This window comes from Pseudomonas sp. WP18, assembly GCF_036689585.1.
GTDB classification, from domain to species: domain Bacteria; phylum Pseudomonadota; class Gammaproteobacteria; order Pseudomonadales; family Pseudomonadaceae; genus Aquipseudomonas; species Aquipseudomonas chlororaphis_E.
Map to the genome: position 1 here is coordinate 305,566 of NZ_CP144758.1, position 17,475 is coordinate 323,040.

The 17,475-nt window shown below is 60.6% G+C and carries 16 protein-coding genes; 9 read left to right on the forward strand and 7 right to left on the reverse strand.

The window, feature by feature from the left end; translation table 11 throughout:
- The first annotated feature begins 353 nt into the window (after positions 1-353).
- Both ompR and V5F23_RS01280 read left to right on the forward strand, forming a co-directional pair.
- Positions 354-1,094: a two-component system response regulator OmpR gene (ompR, locus tag V5F23_RS01275; protein WP_047736209.1), complete on the forward strand. Its 741-nt coding sequence runs from the start codon at positions 354-356 to the stop codon at positions 1,092-1,094.
- Between the two features lie 113 nt (positions 1,095-1,207).
- Positions 1,208-2,521, forward strand: coding sequence for an ATP-binding protein (locus V5F23_RS01280; protein ID WP_042729420.1), 1,314 nt, complete (start codon positions 1,208-1,210; stop codon positions 2,519-2,521).
- A 132-nt stretch (positions 2,522-2,653) separates the two neighbouring features.
- On the opposite strand, the gene rimK is transcribed toward V5F23_RS01280, so the two are convergent.
- Both rimK and V5F23_RS01290 read right to left on the reverse strand, forming a co-directional pair.
- On the reverse strand, positions 2,654-3,559 hold the full coding sequence (gene rimK, locus V5F23_RS01285; RefSeq protein WP_042729421.1) for a 30S ribosomal protein S6--L-glutamate ligase: 906 nt from the start codon (positions 3,557-3,559) through the stop codon (positions 2,654-2,656).
- Complete coding sequence (locus V5F23_RS01290; RefSeq protein WP_234408002.1) at positions 3,556-3,978, reverse strand: ATP-dependent zinc protease; 423 nt, start codon at positions 3,976-3,978, stop codon at positions 3,556-3,558. Before V5F23_RS01290 ends, rimK begins: the two co-directional genes overlap by 4 nt.
- 286 nt (positions 3,979-4,264) lie before the next feature.
- Between V5F23_RS01290 and V5F23_RS01295 the strand changes: the two genes are divergently transcribed.
- The 3 genes from V5F23_RS01295 to V5F23_RS01305 all read left to right on the forward strand — a co-directional run bounded on the left by V5F23_RS01295 (position 4,265) and on the right by V5F23_RS01305 (position 7,617).
- Positions 4,265-4,669 (forward strand): S4 domain-containing protein, encoded by a 405-nt coding sequence (locus tag V5F23_RS01295; RefSeq protein WP_047736208.1) that lies wholly within the window; start codon positions 4,265-4,267, stop codon positions 4,667-4,669.
- 322 nt (positions 4,670-4,991) lie between these two features.
- The gene (gene hslO, locus V5F23_RS01300) at positions 4,992-5,894 is read left to right on the forward strand and encodes an Hsp33 family molecular chaperone HslO (protein ID WP_042729424.1); all 903 of its coding nucleotides are present in this window, start codon (positions 4,992-4,994) and stop codon (positions 5,892-5,894) included.
- A gap of 178 nt (positions 5,895-6,072) precedes the next feature.
- Complete coding sequence (locus V5F23_RS01305) at positions 6,073-7,617, forward strand: phosphoenolpyruvate carboxykinase (protein ID WP_053148785.1); 1,545 nt, start codon at positions 6,073-6,075, stop codon at positions 7,615-7,617.
- Between the two features lie 175 nt (positions 7,618-7,792).
- On the opposite strand, the gene V5F23_RS01310 is transcribed toward V5F23_RS01305, so the two are convergent.
- The gene (locus tag V5F23_RS01310; protein WP_272913997.1) at positions 7,793-7,921 is read right to left on the reverse strand and encodes a hypothetical protein; all 129 of its coding nucleotides are present in this window, start codon (positions 7,919-7,921) and stop codon (positions 7,793-7,795) included.
- 84 nt (positions 7,922-8,005) lie between these two features.
- Entirely contained in the window at positions 8,006-9,070 is a 1,065-nt protein-coding gene (locus V5F23_RS01315; protein WP_338497328.1) for a S8 family peptidase, read from the reverse strand.
- A gap of 371 nt (positions 9,071-9,441) precedes the next feature.
- Here V5F23_RS01315 and V5F23_RS01320 point away from each other — a divergent pair, with 371 nt between their 5' ends.
- From V5F23_RS01320 to V5F23_RS01335, 4 genes are all read left to right on the forward strand, one after another.
- Complete coding sequence (locus V5F23_RS01320; protein WP_123578518.1) at positions 9,442-10,752, forward strand: colicin E3/pyocin S6 family cytotoxin; 1,311 nt, start codon at positions 9,442-9,444, stop codon at positions 10,750-10,752.
- Entirely contained in the window at positions 10,700-10,954 is a 255-nt protein-coding gene (locus tag V5F23_RS01325; protein ID WP_338497331.1) for a colicin E3-like toxin immunity protein, read from the forward strand. The genes V5F23_RS01320 and V5F23_RS01325 overlap by 53 nt, the downstream gene beginning before the upstream one ends.
- Before the next feature lie 778 nt (positions 10,955-11,732).
- Complete coding sequence (locus tag V5F23_RS01330; RefSeq protein WP_047736204.1) at positions 11,733-12,959, forward strand: 3-hydroxyacyl-CoA dehydrogenase; 1,227 nt, start codon at positions 11,733-11,735, stop codon at positions 12,957-12,959.
- Between the two features lie 44 nt (positions 12,960-13,003).
- Positions 13,004-13,423 carry a thioesterase family protein gene (locus tag V5F23_RS01335; protein ID WP_338497334.1) on the forward strand — a complete coding sequence of 140 codons (420 nt, stop codon included), beginning with the start codon at positions 13,004-13,006 and terminating at the stop codon, positions 13,421-13,423.
- A gap of 79 nt (positions 13,424-13,502) precedes the next feature.
- On the opposite strand, the gene V5F23_RS01340 is transcribed toward V5F23_RS01335, so the two are convergent.
- The 3 genes from V5F23_RS01340 to fdhD form a co-directional block, all read right to left on the reverse strand.
- The gene (locus V5F23_RS01340; RefSeq protein ID WP_042729430.1) at positions 13,503-13,979 is read right to left on the reverse strand and encodes a glycine zipper domain-containing protein; all 477 of its coding nucleotides are present in this window, start codon (positions 13,977-13,979) and stop codon (positions 13,503-13,505) included.
- 244 nt (positions 13,980-14,223) lie between these two features.
- On the reverse strand, positions 14,224-16,572 hold the full coding sequence (locus tag V5F23_RS01345) for an FdhF/YdeP family oxidoreductase (protein WP_338497336.1): 2,349 nt from the start codon (positions 16,570-16,572) through the stop codon (positions 14,224-14,226).
- Positions 16,569-17,408, reverse strand: a complete 840-nt coding sequence (fdhD, locus tag V5F23_RS01350) for a formate dehydrogenase accessory sulfurtransferase FdhD (protein WP_123578520.1) — start codon at positions 17,406-17,408, stop codon at positions 16,569-16,571. Before fdhD ends, V5F23_RS01345 begins: the two co-directional genes overlap by 4 nt.
- Positions 17,409-17,475 lie beyond the last annotated feature (67 nt).

Consider the following 17,475-nt stretch of genomic DNA (forward strand, 5'->3'; position numbering starts at 1 on the left):
ACCTGACAAATGTGTGAAATCAGGCTCGCCACCACAGAGGTCGGGCTTGGCGAGACTGGTTGAGCGGGCGGGTGCGCGCCGCTGCCTGGGTCAAAAGGCTGCCTGTTGACCCGCGAAATTCAAAAAGTGCTGCCTGAGCCAGGGAAAAAATGAGTCGCCAGGCCATGATCCGGCCTGTCCTGGCACAAAAGGGCCGCGCATTATAACCAGCGTTCCAGGCTTGGGGGTGCGTCATGGTCTGTAGGCTTGTTGCCCGAATTTCTGTAGGCAGAGGAAAAATCTGCTAACAATGCACACGGGTGCGTATAACGGCAGCTAGGCCATAATGCGCGCCGAGATCAAAGGAGCTTCCTATGAGCAGCACCGCACAAACTGCTGAAGGCGAAAAAATTCTGATTGTTGACGACGATCCCGGGCTGAGCAGCCTGCTGGAGCGCTTTTTCGTCAGCAAGGGCTATCGCGCCCGCACCGTACCCAACACCGAGCAGATGGACCGTCTGCTGGCCCGCGAAGTGTTCAACCTGGTGGTGCTGGACCTGATGCTGCCCGGCGAGGATGGCCTGACCGCTTGCCGCCGCCTGCGCAGCGCCAACAACCAGATCCCGATCATCATGCTCACCGCCAAGGGCGACGAGCTGAGTCGCATCAAGGGCCTTGAACTGGGCGCCGACGACTACCTGGCCAAGCCGTTCAACCCGGACGAGCTGATGGCCCGCGTCAAGGCCGTGCTGCGCCGCCAATCGGCGCCAGTGCCAGGCGCGCCGGGCAGCGAAGACGAGAGCGTGACCTTCGGGGACTACGAACTGTCCCTGGCCACGCGCGAGCTCAAGCGCGGCGAAGAAGTCCACATGCTCACCACCGGCGAGTTCGCCGTGCTCAAGGCGCTGGTGATGAATGCCCGCCAACCGCTGACCCGCGACAAGCTGATGAACCTGGCCCGTGGCCGTGAATGGGACGCGCTGGAGCGTTCCATCGACGTGCAGATTTCCCGTCTGCGCCGGATGATCGAGCCCGACCCTTCCAAGCCGCGTTACATCCAGACCGTCTGGGGTGTGGGTTATGTCTTCGTGCCGGATGGTGCCGCCAGCAAGTGATCGGCGATTTGTAGGAGCGGGTGGCCTGGCGGGTTGAATGTATTCTTCCAGGCGACTCGCGGTCCGTCATTGTGCGAGCATCGCTCGCTCCTGCAAGTGTGTAGCGGTTATTCATGAAAACCCCCGTTTGGTTCCCCCAGAGTTTCTTTTCCCGCACCCTCTGGCTGGTGCTCATCGTCGTGCTCTTCTCCAAGGCGCTGACGCTGGTGTACCTGTTGATGAACGAAGACGTTCTGGTGGACCGGCAGTACAGTCACGGCGTGGCCTTGACCCTGCGGGCCTATTGGGCGGCGGACGAGACCAATCGAACCAAGATCGCTGAAGCGGCGACGCTGATCCGTGTCGTTGGTGCCGGTGTGCCGGAGGGCGAACAGCATTGGCCCTACAGCGAGATCTACCAGCGCCAGATGCAGGCTGAGCTGGGCGCCGATACCGAGGTCCGCTTGCGCATGCACTCGCCTCCGGCGCTGTGGGTGCGCGCTCCGAGCCTGGGGGATGGCTGGCTGAAAGTGCCGCTGTACCCGCATCCGCTACGCGGCCAGAAGATCTGGAACGTTCTTGGCTGGTTCCTGGCCATCGGCCTGCTGTCGACGGCCTCGGCCTGGATTTTCGTCAGCCAGCTCAACCAGCCGTTGAAGCGCCTGGTCTACGCGGCGCGCCAACTGGGCCAGGGTCGCAGCGTACGACTGCCCATCAGCGACACGCCCAGCGAAATGACCGAGGTCTACCGGGCGTTCAACCAGATGGCCGAGGATGTCGAGCAGGCCGGGCGCGAGCGCGAACTGATGCTCGCCGGCGTCTCCCACGACCTGCGCACGCCGTTGACCCGGCTGCGGCTGTCCCTGGAGCTGATGGGCGAGCACACCGACCTGACCGATGAAATGGTCCGCGACATCGAGGACATGGACGCGATTCTCGACCAGTTCCTGGCGTTCATTCGCGACGGTCGGGACGAGTCGGTGGAAGAGGTGGACCTGACCGAGCTGGTGCGCGAAGTCGCCGCTCCCTATAACCAGGCCGATGAGAAGGTGCATCTGCGCCTGGAGCCGATCCAGCCGTTCCCGCTGCGCCGGGTATCGATGAAGCGGCTGCTGAACAACCTGATCGGCAATGCCCTGAACCATGCCGGCACCGGCGTCGAAGTGGCGGCGTATGTCTCTGGCGACACCAATGCGCCTTACGTGGTGCTGAGCGTCATGGACCGTGGCGCCGGCATCGATCCGTCGGAGTTGGAAGCTATTTTCAACCCCTTCACCCGTGGTGACCGCGCCCGCGGTGGCAAGGGCACGGGCCTGGGCCTGGCCATCGTCAAGCGTATCGCCTCGATGCATGGCGGCAACGTCGAGCTGCGCAATCGCGCCGGCGGTGGGTTGGAAGCACGGGTGCGCTTGCCGTTGGGCTTGATGCTGCCTCGGGATGCGGTATAGCCATCTCTCTCAAGTAGGACAGATAGCTTGTGGGAGCGAGCTTGCTCGCGATGACGGTGTTTCAGTCAACATCAATGTGGCTGAGCCGACGCCATCGCGAGCAAGCTCGCTCCCACAGGGTTTTGTGTTGAGTTAACCCTTGCCCTTGGTGCGGGTCATGTTCGGCCCGCCATTCTTTTCCAGATGCTCGATGATGATGCCGGCCACGTTCTTGCCCGTGGTCGTCTCGATCCCTTCCAGGCCCGGCGAGGAATTGACCTCCATCACCAGCGGCCCGTGATTGGAGCGCAGGATGTCCACGCCCGCGACAGCCAGGCCCATGACCTTGGCGGCGCGCAGGGCGGTCATGCGTTCTTCCGGGGTGATCTTGATCAGGCTCGCGCTGCCGCCGCGATGCAGGTTGGAGCGGAACTCCCCGGGCCTGGCCTGGCGCTTCATCGAGGCGATCACCTTGTCGCCGACCACGAAGCAGCGAATGTCCGCGCCGCCGGCTTCCTTGATGTACTCCTGCACCATGATGTTCTGCTTCAGGCCCATGAACGCCTCGATCACCGACTCCGCCGCCGTCGCGGTTTCACACAGCACCACGCCGATGCCCTGGGTGCCTTCCAGCACCTTGATCACCAGCGGCGCACCGTTGACCATCGCGATCAGGTCGGGAATGTCGTCGGGGGAGTGGGCAAAGCCGGTCACCGGCAAGCCGATACCGCGCCGCGACAGTAGTTGCAGCGAGCGCAATTTGTCCCGGGACCGGGCGATGGCCACGGATTCGTTCAGGGGATACACCCCCATCATTTCGAACTGGCGCAACACCGCGCAGCCATAGAAGGTCACCGAGGCACCGATGCGCGGGATCACCGCATCGAAGCCTTCCAGCGGCTTGCCGCGGTAATGGATCTGCGGCTTGTGGCTGGCGATGTTCATGTAGGCGCGCAGGGTGTCGATCACCACCATTTCATGGCCACGTTCGGTGCCGGCTTCAACCAGGCGGCGAGTGGAATACAGACGCGGATTACGCGACAGCACAGCGATCTTCATGCAACACCTGTGGCAGAGGTAGTGGACACCGGGAATGCCGGCTTGTCTTGAACGTATTTGGTACCTGGATTGACCACCAACTGGCCGTCGATCAAGGCTTTGGAACCCAGCAGCAGGCGATAGCGCATGGATTTGCGGCAGGCCAGGGTGAACTCGACCCGCCAGACCCGATCACCCAGCGCCAACGTGGTGCTGATCACGTAGCGGACCTGGGCGTGGCCGTTGGAACTCTTGATGGTCTTGCGCGCCACCAGCGGGGCTTCGCAGCGGCGATGGCGCAACTGCACCACCGTGCCGAGGTGTGCGGTGAAACGCACCCACTTCTCGCCATCGCGCTCGAACGGTTCGATGTCCGTGGCGTGCAGGCTGGAGGTGCTGGCACCGGTGTCGATTTTTGCCCGAAGGCCCGCGACTCCCAGATCCGGGAGCGCGACCCACTCGCGCAGACCGACGACGGTCAAATGGTCAAAAGTCTTCAATAAAACAACCTGCGGTCAGTACATCGAATCGTGGACTCCGCGAATCGCGGTATTCACGCAGAATAATCACAAAATGGCGACAGTTATCTACCCGCCTGCGCGCTCACCGATTTATACATCCCGTCCGATGGAGCGGTCTGGCAGCATTCTATCCGTCGGGCCGGATTCGTGCGTCCGTCAAAAACGGTAGTACAGTTCTGACCATTGGCAGTGGAGAGGAATTGCAGTGGCACAAAAAAAGGAAGAGGACGACAAGGTCCGTCTCGATAAATGGTTGTGGGCGGCACGTTTCTACAAGACGCGCGCGCTCGCCAAGGCCGCGATTGAAAGCGGCAAGGTCCATCACCGCGGGGAGCGTTGCAAGCCGGGCAAGGAACCGCGTGTCGGCGATGAATTTGTCATCCGCACCGGGTTCGATGAGAAAACCGTGGTGGTCGAAGCCTTGTCGATCGTGCGTCGCGGGGCACCGGAGGCCCAGGCGCTGTATCACGAAACCGAAGCGAGCATCGCCAAGCGCGAAGCCGCGGCTGCGCAACGCAAGGCGGGGGCTCTGGGTGTCAGCACCGATGGCAAGCCAAGCAAGAAGCAGCGTCGGGACCTGTTCAAGTTTCGGGGCGACAATAGCGAGTAAGCACTGATGGGGTGCCAATCAGTGATGCGAATGGAGTGCAGATTGTGGCGAGGGGATTTATCCCCGTTGGACTGCGCAGCAGTCCGTTACATTTTTCGTCTGTTTGCCTGTTTGCGCTTGTTCCATTTTTGGGGCTGCTACGCAGCCCAGCGGGGATAAATCCCCTCGCCACAGGAGCGGGAGCAAGCTTCCTCGCCACGATGCTTATCAGCGATTGCGCCGACCTCTTCCCGTCAGCCAGGTCCTCACCTTGCTTGGAACCCACCCTGATTGCCCATAAAATGCCTGTCATCCATTGTCATCACCTCAGATACCAGACTCTATGACTGATTTACCGGACACCGATTACACCCAACGTTTCATCTTTGATGACAGCGACGCCCGCGGCGAGCTGGTGGCGTTGGAGCGTAGCTACGCCGAAGTCCTTGCCAAGCACCCCTATCCAGAGCCGGTCGCGCAACTGCTCGGCGAACTGATGGCAGCGGCGGCGTTGCTGGTCGGCACCCTGAAGTTCGATGGCCTGCTGATTCTCCAGGCCCGTTCCGAAGGCCCTGTGCCGCTGCTGATGATCGAGTGTTCCAGTGAGCGCGAGATCCGCGGCCTGGCGCGCTATGACGCCGAGCAGATCGCGCCCGACGCGACCCTGGCCGACCTGATGCCCAATGGCGTGCTGGCCCTCACGGTCGATCCGACCCAGGGCAAGCGCTACCAAGGTATTGTCGATCTCGACGGCGCGACCCTGGCCGAATGCTTCACCAACTACTTCGTCATGTCCCAGCAGACCAACACCCGTTTCTGGTTGTACGCCGACGGGCGGCGTGCCCGCGGCCTGCTGCTGCAACAATTGCCTGCCGACCGCATTCGTGACCCCGAGGAACGCGACGCCAGCTGGCAGCACATCACCGCGCTGGCCAGCACCTTGAGCGCCGATGAACTGCTCGGCCTGGACAACGAAACCGTGCTTCATCGCCTTTACCACGAAGAGGCCGTGCGCCTGTTCGACGGCCAGCCGTTGCGCTTCCAATGCAGTTGCTCCCGTGAACGTTCCGGCAATGCGCTGGTCAGTCTGGGTCTGGAAGATGCGCAGCAGTTGGTGATCGAGCACGGTGGCGCCATCGAAATCGATTGCCAGTTCTGCAACGAGCGCTACCTGTTCGACGCGGCGGACATTGCTCAATTGTTCGCCGGTGCGGGTGTCGACACACCGTCAGATACTCGTCACTAAAACGGTTCAGCGCAGGTAAATCTCCTGGCAAACGCCGGATTTACGCCGTACTGACGGGAGGGCCCTACTCTTTTTGGGCATTTCTGGCATAATCCGGCCCACTTTTTTCGGGTAGTAGTGCGCGACTTCCTACTACAAAACGTTTGGAGCACTCGGCCACGGGCCGACGGGGAATCTCATGACGCAAGCCAATAACGCCGTGTACACCGATCTGAGTGTCGATGAACTGGTCAAAGAAGCCCTGAATCGCGGTGAAGGCGAGCTTGCCGATACCGGCGCACTGGTTGTTCGTACCGGTCATCGTACCGGCCGTTCGCCAGTCGACCGTTTCATTGTTGAAGAGCCAACCACCCAGGACGCCATTGCCTGGGGCCCGATCAACCGCAAGTTCCCGGCCGACAAGTTCGATGCCCTGTGGAACCGTGTCGAGGCCTACCTGGGCGAGCGCGAGCGTTTTGTCTCCCACGTGCATGTAGGTTCCGATCCTGCGCACTACCTGCCGGTCAAGATGACCACCGAGACCGCCTGGCACAACCTGTTCGGCCGCTGCCTGTTCATCAACCCCGAGCAGTACAACGCCGGTGGCAAGGATGAGTGGCAGATCCTCAACGCGCCAAACTTTGTCTGCGAGCCTGAGCGTGACGGCACCAACTCCGATGGCACCGTGATCATCAATTTCGCGGCCAAGAAAGTGCTGATCGCCGGCATGCGCTACGCCGGTGAAATGAAAAAAGCCCTGTTCTCCGTACAGAACTTCCTGCTGCCGGCTGCTGACGTGCTGCCGATGCACTGCGCCGCCAACATGGGCGAAGAGGGCGATGTGACCCTGTTCTTCGGCCTGTCGGGCACTGGCAAGACCACCCTTTCCGCCGACGAAAGCCGTTACCTGATCGGCGACGACGAGCACGGCTGGGGCGTGGGCGTGGTCTTCAATATCGAAGGCGGTTGCTATGCCAAGTGCATCGACCTGTCCGAGAAGAACGAGCCGGTGATCTGGAAAGCCATCCAGCACGGCGCCGTACTGGAAAACGTGGTCCTGGACCCGGTCACCAAGAAAGCCGACTACGCCGACGACAGCCTGACCCAGAACAGCCGCGCAGCCTACCCGCGTGAACTGATCGAAAAACGCGCACCGAAGAACCTCGGTGGCGAGCCAAACGCCGTGATCTTCCTGACCTGCGACCTGACCGGCGTACTGCCACCAGTGTCGATCCTCAGCGAAGAGCAAGCCGCCTACCACTTCCTGTCCGGCTACACCGCACTGGTGGGTTCGACCGAAATGGGTTCGGGCAGCGGCATCAAGTCGACCTTCTCCACCTGCTTCGGCGCCCCGTTCTTCCCGCGTCCTGCCGGTGAATACGCTGAACTGCTGATCAAGCGTATCCGTGGTTTCGGCTCCAAGGTCTACCTGGTCAACACCGGCTGGACCGGTGGTGGCTACGGCGTTGGCAAGCGCTTTAACATCCCGACCACCCGTGCGGTGATCGCGGCCATCCAGAGCGGCGCGCTGATCGGTGCTGAAACCGAACACCTGGACATCATCAACCTGGACGTGCCGCTGGCGGTTCCAGGCGTCGAAACTGGCTTGCTGAACCCACGCAACACCTGGGCTGACAAGGCTGCCTACGACGAAGCGGCCAAGGCACTGGCCGGTCTGTTCACCGAGAACTTCAAGAAGTTCGACGTGAGCGACGCCATCAAGGCCGCTGGCCCGCAGCTGTAAGGCTCGGACAGCGTAAAAAAACCGCCCTTCGGGGCGGTTTTTTCATGGGGGTGATTTGTTCGAGAAGTGAAAGGCGGGCGCCATGGTTTCCTGCTCGCGCCTGGACAGTCCCAGGAAACCGCTGCGATAAAGCCTTCACCGACTTTCGAGCATCCTGGAAAAGTTAATCAGACTGTCAGGATGTTGCAGGTCCAGCCACTGGGGTTTCGATAGCCAGAATGGGCGGCTCTTCCGGGATTTCCATGCATCCGCCCAGCAGCAGGCACAGGATCAGGGTGGTGGGTAAGGCGAGTTTGTACGACATGGTCATTTCCTTTTTTCCAAGTTTGCGAGCCAAAGGCGTCTTGCCGTTGGCGGTTTCGGTGCAATGTGTTTGCTGGGTTTTTGTTCAGTCCGTCATGTGTTCAGGCCGGCGTAACGAGGCTGCCTCAAGGTCCATCAACCCTCTGCCATAGGCTTCGCTGTTGGCATAGATACCCGAGCGGTTGGCCGTCGCCAGGAGGTGCTCACGGACTTGTTGCGGGCTGAGTGCTGGATACAGGCCTTGTAGCGCCGCGAGCGCGCCACTGACTAACGCGGCGGCCGGCGATGTGCCGGCGGTTTGCACGTAGCGACCGTCCTTGCCTACGGTGAGCAGCCCGGCCTCTGCGCCTGTGTCGCCGCCGGGGACCGCGATGCACCAGGCGGCTGCAACGCCGCAATAGTTGGATTTTCCATTGATGGCACTGCCGTCGTTTTTCAATGCAACGACCGCGATCCAACCCTTCTCCAGTTCGGGGAGCGCCCGCGGCAATCCAGGTTCGGCAAGGGGCTCACGCTTGAGTTCGTTACCCGTCGGGAAGATAAATACGGCACCGTCGGATACCAGTTTCCGGGCGACCGCCAAGGCGTCGGGCATCACCTGGTTGTAGCGTGCCTCAGTGATTTCGGTTGCCGGGATGGCATTGGCCCAGGAGTTGTTGAACAGGCGAGCACCTTTGTCGAATCCGCTTTGCCAGGATTGGGCAATGTTGTTATCGAAGAAAAACGGCTCGTTGTCGTCGCCGAAACGAAAGGGTACCAACCGGGCATTGAAGGCGATGCCATGCATGCCTTGGCCATCCTTGTTGGCGGCGAGGATGCCGGCCATTTGCGTGCCGTGGCCGACTCGGTCAAGCGTGCCGGCGCGCCCCTCGACATAGTCGAACCCGGGGTCGGCCAGCCTGCCTTCGAACTCCTTCAGGTGGGTGTTGAGCCCCGAGTCGACCAGCGCCACCACGACGTCCTGGCCGGTGCCGCCGCGGGCGTATAAAGCCGAGGCCTTTACCACTGCCAAGCCTTGTTGGGCGAAATATTCCGGTGTTTCGAACGTGGTCGGCTCCGCGCCAGATCGTGCGGGAAGGGTCAGGCAACCGGCCAACAGCGAGGCCGACGCAAGCATAAGCGCGCGTAATGCGGTAGATGGATGTGGCATGGTTCAGTCCTTGAACAGAGTTCTGGGCGCCAAGCTTCCTGGCCCGACGCAACGTATGTAGACGGCGACCTTAACGCGCAAACGGAACGGGAGCGAAGCATCAAAATGCCCGAACTTGTAACGCCTCATGGCGAGGCGGAAGGCCCCTCACGCGGTATCTCCAGTAGCGTTTCTGCCCCCGACCTATTCTCGAGTCGCCGCTTTGTCCCGCAGGCTGAGGCAGCACGGCCGTCAAATTGCTGTTCATTGCAATAAGGAGGAACGATCCCACAACAGTCTAGGAAGCGTCTGCTAAGCGTTCTCTCGGTTGCTCGGTAAGGTTCGTCACACCCTTTCAAATCCGGGTAGATACGGCCGGGCAAGGACGAACGATGAGTAAAGGAAAACCCGGTGAGCCCCAGGTCTGGGAGCGCCATGGTGGCGACTGGGGCTATAGGAGGCTGCGGGATATGACCCCAGCCGAGCTGGCCAAGCGCGAAGTCGATCAACAACGCCACGACGCCATGCTCGGCAGGCAGGACGCTTACATGAAGGCGCGTCTGGCCCAACTACACCAAGAGCACGCTCCCGCCATACGAGGCTGCGTATTCACCAAATCCTGCAAGTTGCCCGATGCGGTTATCGACTACTGCAATCCAACCGGCTACATCCCTACGGAGCTTGTGAAAGAGTACGGCACGGTGACGCTGCTGGGTGGGCGCCAGGTAGATGAGTCGGGACGCGTACCGCTGAAAAGAATCACCGGTGCGTTGCCGGCCAGCTTCGGAACGTTCGCCTTGGGCGGGACGGCATTGAGCGCAATCGGTACAGGCACCAGTGCCGCTGTCGGCGCGATCTCCGCACCTGTGGCGGCGGGTACGCTGCTGGGCCTGGTGGGCTTGCTGGCGCCTACCAGCCTGGGTGACGGCTCACTCTACACCGAAGATCAATTGCGCTCCTTGGAACAAGCTCGCACCCGTGTGCGCTTGCATATCGAAACCCGAGCCGACGGGACGTTGAAAGGGTATGGCTACAACACCCAGGCGCGGCCCGACTGGGAAATGATTCCGGTGGTGACTTTCCAGGTTCGCGGCGACCTCTATGTCGCGGACTTTGGCGATGGGGTCGAATTGATCTGGACGCCAGCGCAGGATCCTTCGGCGACGCTGGGAATACCGGCCTTGGAGGCCGCTCCCCAGGCCCCACCTATCTGGATCTTTCCACCGACTCCTGCGGCGGACAGCATTATCGTCAATCCGATTTATCCACCGGAGTACAAGGATTTCATTCTTGTGTTTCCAGCGGATTCCGGGGTTTCGCCGCTGTACATAGTTTTTAGTGTTCGGCGTAAAGGGTTGCCGGACGTAGGGCATGATTACCATGTCGCACCCAAGGTGACGGAGATTGCAGGGTTCCCAGACTTAAGAGTTGTTAAAAAGAAGACTCCTCGCCAGGGAGGCGGCGGCTTTCGAGAGCGGTGGGCCGATAAAAAAGGCAGAATAATTTATGAGTGGGATTTCATGCACGGCGAACTTGAGGCATACCGTGCGAGCGATGGAAGTCATTTGGGGGCCTATGATTATTTAACGGGCGAGCAAATTGATGGTCCCAAACCAGATCGTAATATCAAAAAATATTTGTGGGGGAATGATGGGTTTAAAACTCAAATTGGATTGGTACGACAAGGAAACCGAGCTTGGTGAGGGGCGTGAGTACACCAAGGATTTTGGCGATGATCCTTGGGTGATGGATGCTCTCGGTGTTCCGGTCGAGGATAATATAAATGTAGGCGGTTTTAACGTGATTGACGAGTGGGTCGCAATATTGCAACCCCATTTTGAACACGTTCTTGATTTGTCTGGCTACGACTATCAAATGTCATTTGATTATCGGGATGTTTGGTGAGCATAAATTAAACTCTGTTCAGCTTGTTTGCATCACACGCTGTAAACAAACCAAGTTCACATTAAACCTGGGGCGTCGGGCCATGCTCTACACAGTTGAAGCTTTTTACAATAATACTGGGTTGCTCGCTTTTGAAGAGAGGGTTCCCGAGGGTTATGACGAGGTTCTGAGGGGGATTATGGGCTGGGCTACTGATCAGCAAGGGTGGGAGGGCTATGATTTGACAAGGTATCAGCTTGAAAGCTTAGAAACGATATTGGGGAAAAGTATTTATGATCCTGTTCTTCTTTTTCAAATGAGTTGTAGTTGTCATGCTTAGTAAGCTGCATGGTTGATGTTTTTTAAGGGATTAAGTGTCTGCTGAAAAGCTTTAGCAGATTAGGCGGGTGATGAAAATGGAAGAGAAGTTGGGGAGTGGGGAAAATTTCAGTGTGCTGGGTTTTTTCCAGGTAAGGAGGGTGTGGTATTTGAGCAATGCATCCACTTGTCGGTGGAACAGCTTATGCCTGTGATGCAATGGGGAGTTGCCGAAAATCACGTTGGCGCGGACTTTAAGCTTTCTGCAAAGCAAGTGTTGGAAAGTGAAACGGTTGGGAAGGATAACCTTCTCCAAGGAATTGGATCTTTACTTAACGTCGTATGGTTGACTATCTTCTGGTTATGGTAAAGCGAGGGTATCCATCTGATGAATGCCCGCCATCACACGAATAAATTTCAAAAAAAGTCTCACGCTGACTAAGGTGAAGGCTGTCTTTGGATCGCCAACAAGAGAGCAAACATGAGCCAGACACCCTTCGATATTCAGCGCGCCGCCGTGGTCGGTGCAGGCACCATGGGGCGGGGCATTGTGATGTGCCTGGCCAATGCCGGAGTGGCGGTGCAGTGGGTTGACAACAATCCACAGATGCTTGAGCAGGCTCTGGTCGCGGTGGCGGAGACCTACGCCCATGGTGTGCGTCAGGGACGTATTGACCAGGGCGAAGCCGATGCCCGGATCGCGCGGGTCACCCGCGCAGACGACTACACGGCAATCCGCGACGTGGACCTGGTGATCGAGGCGGTGTACGAAAACCTTGATCTCAAGCAAAGCATCTTCCGTGAGCTCGATAGCCTGCTCAAACCCGAGGCGATCCTGGCAAGCAACACCTCGGCGCTGGACATCGACGCCATCGCGGCCGTCACCGGCCGCCCCGGCCAAGTCCTGGGGCTGCACTTCTTCAGTCCGGCGCACATCATGAAACTGCTGGAAGTCGTTCGCGGTGCCCAAACGTCCCAGGCCGTGCTGGAGGCGGCGCTGGCGTTGGGCAAGCGCATGGGCAAGGTCAGCGTGGTCTCGGGCAATTGCCACGGTTTCATCGGTAACCGGATGCTCCACCCTTATGTGCTGGAGGCTCGCAAGATGCTGCTGGAGGGCGCATTCCCTCATCAAGTGGATGCGGCCTTGCAAGGCTTCGGCTTTGCCATGGGCCCGTTCCGCATGTATGACGTGGTTGGCATCGACCTGGAATGGCGGGCTCGCGAGTTGGCGGGCAAAGGTCAGGATGCGCCCGAGGTGCAAGTGGACAACCGCTTGTGCGAGCTGGGCCGGTTCGGCCAGAAAAGCGGCAATGGGTACTATCACTATGAACCTGGCAGCCGTCAGGCCGAACAGGATGTTGAGGTCGACGCGCTGGTGCAGGAGGTCAGCGAAGCACTGGGTTTCCAGCGTCGCGAGATCAGCCACGAGGAAATCCTGGAGCGCTGCTTGCTGGCGTTGGTCAACGAAGGGGCGAAGATCCTGCAGGAAGGCATTGCCGCGTCGGCCCACGACATAGACCTGGTTTACCTCAACGGCTATGGCTTTCCCGCAGACAAGGGCGGGCCGATGGCCTGGGCGGACAGCCAAGGGCTTGAAGACATTCATGCTCGCCTGCTGGCGCTCGAGACGAGGCAGGGCGACCATTGGCAGCCTGCACGCCTGATCGGCGAACTGGCCATGCAGGGCAAGGGTTTTGCCCAACGCTAGGCCGCCGCTCCCGTGAACCCTTCGACAATCGCAAAGGACACCTGATGCCGCAACGTAGCGAATACCCGCATCTGCAAGCCATCACCACGCGCTGGCACGACAATGATGTGTACGGTCACGTCAACAACGTCACCTACTACAGCTTCTTCGACACGGCGGTGAACACCTACCTGATCGAAGTGGGCGGCCTGGATATCCATGAAGGGGACGTGGTGGGGTTCGTGGTGAGTTCGGCCTGCGATTACTTTGCGTCGGTCGCCTTTCCAGACCGGATCGAAATCGGCTTGCGGGTGGGCAAGCTGGGCAGCAGTTCAGTGCAGTATGAATTGGCGGTCTTCAAGGTGGGCGAGGAGGAGGCCTGTGCGGCGGGGCGCTTTGTCCACGTGTTCGTGGACCGGGTGTCGAATCGCCCCGTGGCCATTCCAGACCGGTTACGCGGGGCGATGGAGCGACTGCTGGTCTGAAACGAAAAATCGCAGCGTGCGATCAGGCGCTGGGGGGCGCTGCGCAGGCTGCGATTTTTATCGCTGTAGCAATCAGCGATCAGTCGCGGTAGTGGTGGCGATGCTTGCGATGCCCGTAGGCATGGCCGCGGCCGGGGTGACCGTCACGGTAGTAGCGGCGATCGCCACGGCGCCCTTCATAGCGACGATCATCGTCGTCGTCCTTGCCCATGTAGTTACCCAGCGCGCCGCCGGCGCCACCGCCCGCTGCCGCGCCGATCAGGCTGCCGGTGCTGCCGCCGACACTGCGACCAACCACGTTACCGCCGGCTGCGCCCAGTGCGCCGCCGATGGCTGCTTCGCCACGGCTGTGTTTGTCTGCGCCAACTGCACTACCACCCGCGCCGCCCAGGGCTGCGCCGATAGTGGAGCCGGTGTTGCCGCCCAGGGACTGGCCGACGACCGAACCCAAAACCCCGCCCAATGCGCCGCCAACGCCTGCTTCGGCAGTACCGCCAGCAGAAGCGATGCCACTGACCAGGCCAAGGGACAACAAGAGAATGGAGGAGAACTTCATAGAGGAGCCTCAAAGGGATGACGGCGCGATCCTGAGGCTGGCTTCGCTGGGTGACAATCGAAATCCGACGAGTAGCACGACTTGTGCACAATTCTCTAAGTTATTGTTTTTAGGGCGGAACTTAAGGTGTTTTGGCCGGTCTTTAGCTACTTCGGACAGGCCGTTTTCTTAGGAAAACGGCCTTTTTCGTGGGCGCTGGAAAATTCCAGTGGCAAGGTCGCAGGCGCCCTCGCCATCGGTATGATCAGGCCGACTTGGCCAGGATCAGGCCATTCTCGCTCGCCGCTTCCAGGCGGATCGCCACGAACTTCGACGTCGGCGTGTGGCTGTCGTCACCGGTGCTTTCCAGCGGCACCAGGGGGTTCACTTCCGGGTAATAGGCCGCGGCCTGCCCGGCAGGAATGTCGAACGCGAGCAGGGTGAAGCCTTTGACCCGACGCTCGCGGCCATCATCCCAGAGCGAGACGATATCGGCCTTCTGCCCTGGCTTGAAGCCCAGGCGAATGATGTCTGCCTCGTTGACGAACAACACGTCCCGCTGGCCCTTCACGCCACGATAACGGTCGTCGAGGCCGTAGATGGTGGTGTTGTACTGATCGTGGGAGCGCATCGATTGCATGATCAGGTCGGGCTGTTGGCCGGTGGAGCGAGTGCGTTCATGCACCAGGTCGGCCGGCAGCAGGTTGGGTTTGAAATTGGCCCGGCCCGAGGCAGTGTTCCAGCGACGCGCGCCGGCGCTGTTACCCAGGTAGAAACCACCGGGGTTCTGCAGCTTTTCGTTGAAGTCCTTGAAGCCCGGCACCGTGTCGGCGATCAGCTCGCGAATGCGGTTGTAGTCGGCCGCCAGCCAGTTCCAGTCCACCGGACGGCTGCCCAGCGTGGCGGCGGCGATGCCGGCAATGATCCAGGGTTCGGAGCGCATCTGGTTGGACAATGGCTGCAACTGGCCCTTGGAGGCGTGGACCATGCTGAAGGAGTCTTCGACGGTGACCGCTTGCGCGCCTTCGGTTTGCAGGTCGATGTCGGTGCGGCCCAGACACGGCAGGATCAGCGCTTCTTTCCCGTGGGCCAGGTGGCTGCGGTTGAGCTTGGTGCTGATCTGCACGGTCAGGTCGCAGTTGGCCAGGGCCTCGAAGGTCCGATGGCTGTCCGGCGTAGCCTGGGCAAAGTTGCCGCCCAGGGCGATGAAGACTTTCGCCTCGCCGTTGGCCATGGCGTGGATCGCCTCGACCACGTTGTGGCCATACTCGCGCGGTACCTTGAACTGGAAGCGCCGCTCCAGCGCGTCGAGGAAGGCCGTCGGCGGGCGTTCGTTGATGCCCATGGTGCGGTCGCCCTGGACGTTGCTGTGGCCGCGTACCGGGCACAGGCCAGCGCCTGGCCGGCCGATGTTGCCGCGCAGCATCATCAGGTTGGCGATTTCCTGGATGGTCGCTACCGAATGGCGATGCTGGGTGATCCCCATCGCCCAGCACATGATCACGTTCTTGCTCTTGGCGTACATGCGCGCCGCTTGCTCGATTTCCACCAGGGACAGGCCCGATTGCTCGACGATCTGTTCCCACGGTGTGTCGTCGACCACGGCCAGGTAATCCAGCACGTTGAAGCTGTGTTCATTGAGGAACGCGTGGTCGAACACCGCTGGAGCGCCAGCCTTCTGGGCGTCACGCTCCCATTGCAGCAGGAACTTCGCCATGCCGCGCAGGATCGCCATGTCGCCACCCAACGCCGGGCGGAAATAGGCGGTGTTAGTCGGCTTGTCGCCGTTGGTGAGCATTTCGAACGGGTGCTGCGGATGCTGGAAACGCTCCAGGCCGCGCTCCTTGAGCGGGTTGATGCACACCACCTGGGCGCCGCGCTTTACTGCCTCGCGCAGCGGTTCGAGCATCCGTGGGTGGTTGGTGCCGGGGTTCTGGCCCCAGACGAAAATGGCGTCGGCGTGCTCGAAGTCATCGAAGGTCACCGTGCCCTTGCCCACGCCTACGCTCTGGGACAGCGCCACGCCGCTGGCTTCGTGGCACATGTTCGAGCAGTCGGGGAAGTTGTTGGTGCCGTAGGCGCGGACGAACAATTGATACAGGTAGGCCGCTTCGTTGCTGGCCCGGCCCGAAGTGTAGAACTCGGCCTGGTTCGGGTTGGAAAGCCCTTGCAGGTGCTTGCCGATCAGGGCGAACGCCGCTTCCCAGCCGATGGGCGTGTAGCGATCGGTCTCGGCGTCGTAGCGCATCGGCTCGGTCAGGCGGCCCTGGTATTCGAGCCAGTAGTCACTTTGCTCCAACAGCGAGGTCACGCTGTGCTTGGCGAAGAAGGCCGCATCGACGCGGCGCTTGGTGGCTTCCCAGTTCACCGCCTTGGCACCGTTCTCGCAAAACTTGACCATGCCGCTTTCCGGCGAGTCACCCCATGCGCAGCCCGGGCAGTCGAAACCACCGTTCTGGTTGGTCTTGAGCATCATGCGGATATTTTTCAGCGCGTTATCGCTGGTCAACCAGGCTTGGGCGACGCTGATCAGCGCGCCCCAACCACCGGCCGGGCCCTTGTAGGGCTTGTAGCGCGGAACGGGTTTCTGGTCGGCTTGTTGATGATTGCTCACGCGTGATTCTCCATCGCAGGGCTGTAGACCCGCGGCGCACTTTTTTGCGGCAGGTGGATAAGGTTGAGGTTGTGTTGACGGGCCCATTGCACGGCAAGGCCGGTGGGCGACGACAGGCTGACTAGGGTCTGGATGCCGGCACGCAGCACTTTCTGGATCAGCTCGAGGCTGCAACGGCTGGTGACGATCGCCACGCCACCGGTGACCTGGATCCGTTGCCGGACCAGGGCACCGATCAGCTTGTCGAGGGCGTTGTGCCGGCCAATGTCTTCACGGCCCAGCAGCAGTTCGCCCTGGGCGTTCATGAACAGCGCGGCGTGAACCGCACCGCAGTATTGGCCCAGTGGCTGGAACTGGCCGATGCGCTGACGCAGGCCTTCGAGCCATGGCGCGGGCGGCAACGCGGCGCCGGGCAAGGCCTTGAGGTTCGGCAGCGCCTGTTCCAGCGCTTCCACGCCGCATAATCCGCAGCCGCTGGTGCCCGCCAACTGCCGGCGTTGCTGCTTGAGATTCCAGAACGCGCGGTTGGCGATGGTCACCTGGGCAGACTGGGCCGAACCACTGCCGCTCAGTTGCAGGTCGTAGATGTCGGATGCGTCTTCGATGATGCCGCTGCCCAGGCTGAAACCGACGATGAAGTCTTCCAGGTCGGTGGGGGTGACCAGCATCACGGCCTGGCTGATGCCGTTATAGGCGATCGCCAACGCCACTTCCTCGGCCAGCGCGGCGCTGTCGGCTTGGGAGTGGTCCAGGTTGACGTATTGATAGCTCTGGCTCGCGGTGGGCACGGGTGCTTGCACCGCGGGCACCGGGCAGGCCGGAGGCTTGGTTTTCATGACATCACCGATGTGTGGAATAGTGACAAGACTAAATGCGGCAATCTGCCACGTCTAATCGCTATTA